At 63.1% G+C, this 1,949-nt stretch carries 1 protein-coding gene; it reads right to left on the bottom strand.

Features of this window, described 5'->3' with window-relative positions; translation table 11 throughout:
* Positions 1-25: 25 nt before the first annotated feature.
* Positions 26-1,834, bottom strand: coding sequence for a methanol/ethanol family PQQ-dependent dehydrogenase (locus P3W85_RS19780; RefSeq protein ID WP_017228604.1), 1,809 nt, complete (start codon positions 1,832-1,834; stop codon positions 26-28).
* Between the last annotated feature and the right edge of the window lie 115 nt (positions 1,835-1,949).

Here is a 1,949-nt window from a genome sequence, read left to right as displayed (position 1 = left end):
TAGCGTGAGGCGGGAAGGACAGGCATCAGGTCGTCGGCAGCGCGAAGACGAACAGCGTGCCGCCCAGTTCGGTGTACTTCGCCAGGTCCTTGTAGCCGCCCACCGCGCCCAGGCCCTCGCTAGACTTCTCCAGCCCCGCCGCCATGCCGATGCCGGCCCATCCGCCGATGCCCGAGTAAACGCCGACGTACTGCTTGCCCTCGAACTGATAGGTGAAGACGTTGCCGATGATGCCGGAGGGCGTCTTGAACCTCCACAGTTCCTTCCCGTCCTTGATATTGACGGCCTTCACATAGCCCTCCAGGGTGCCATAGAAGGCAATATCGCCCGCTGTAGCCAGCGCGCCGGACCATACCGAGAAACGCTCGGGCTTGGACCACAGGATCTTGCCGGCGGCAGCGTCCCAGGCGATGAAATTGCCCATGCCGCCGTGGCTCTTCGGGGTCGCGTACATCGACAGGGTGGCGCCGACATACGGCTGGCCCGCGGTGTACTCCACCTGGAACGGCTCATAGTCCATGCAGACGTGATTGGTCGGCACCAGGAAGATGCCCGACTTGCGGTCGTAGCTCATCGGCTGCTGGTCCTTGGTCCCGAGCGCCGACGGGCAGATGCCCTGGACGTTGACGTCCGGGCCCGTGGTGGCGGGCGAGTATTTGGCGTTGACGATCGGGCGCCCGCTCTTCATGTCGATCCTGGATGCCCAGTTGATGGTCGGATCGTACTTCTCCGCCACCAGCAGTTCACCGGTTTCGCGATTCAGGGTGTAGCCGAAGCCATTGCGGTCCAGGTGCACCAGCGAGGGCACCTTCCTGCCCTTGATGTTCAGGTCGGCCAGCACGTTTTCGTTGACGCCGTCGTAGTCCCACTCGTCGTGCGGCGTCATCTGGTAGACCCACTTGGCCTTGCCGGTATCCAGGTCGCGCGCGAACAGCGTCATCGACCACTTGTTGTCGCCCGGACGCTGCGCCGGATTCCAGGTGCCCGGGTTGCCACTGCCGTAGTAGACCAGGTTCAGCTTGGGATCGTAGGCATACCATCCCCAGGTGGTGCCGCCGCCCAGCTTCCACTGGTCGCCCTTCCAGGTCTTGATCGAGGAGTCCTTGCCGACCGGCGCCATCTTGCCGTCGGTCCAGGTCATGGTGGTGGCGGGATCGAACAGCAGTTCGTTGTCCGGGCCGGTGCTCCAGGCCGTCCAGACCTTCTTGCCGGTCTTCAGGTCATAGGCGATCAGCCGGCCGCGCACGCCGAACTCGCCGCCGGAGATGCCGGTGATGACCTTGTCCTTGAAGACGTGCGGGGCATTGGTATTGGTCTCGCCGACCTTGGGATCGCCATTCTTGACGCTCCACATGACCTTGCCGGTCTTGGCGTCGAGCGCTACCAGGGTGGTGTCGGCCTGTTGCAGCAGGATCTTGCCGTCGCCGTAGGCCAGGCCGCGGTTGACGGTGTCGCAGCACATCACCGGCACCACGTTGCTTTCCTGCTTGGGCTCGTACTTCCATTTGAAGGACTGGTCCTTCAGGTTGATCGCGATCACCTTGTTCGGGAAGGGCGAATGGATGAACATCGTATCGCCGATCACCAGCGGCGAGCCTTCATGGCCCCGCAGCACGCCGGTGGACACCGTCCAGGCGACCTGCAGGTTCTTCACATTGCCGGCGTTGACCTGCTTGAGTTCGCTGTAGCGGTGATTGGCGTAGTCGCCCGCCTGGGCAGCCCAGTTGGCCGGGTTGGCCAGCAACTTGTCCAGTTCGGCATCCGCGCGTGCAGTGGCTGACACGGTGGCCGTGGCAAGCATCGCCATCCCCACCATCATGGTCCGGAATTTCATGTCTCCTCCGTCTTTCTTTACGTGACAAAGTCTGGATCCCGCTTCCTGCGCGCCGCCTTTGGCTCTTCGACTGAAACTGATTGCGCGGGTTGCGAACCTGGCAGCCCTTGGTCAG

Origin of the sequence: Cupriavidus basilensis, from assembly GCF_029335485.1 — a bacterium.
GTDB lineage: Bacteria > Pseudomonadota > Gammaproteobacteria > Burkholderiales > Burkholderiaceae > Cupriavidus > Cupriavidus basilensis_E.
Note: the sequence above shows the minus strand (reverse complement) of the source record. Positions and strands in the feature narration are given on the sequence as shown.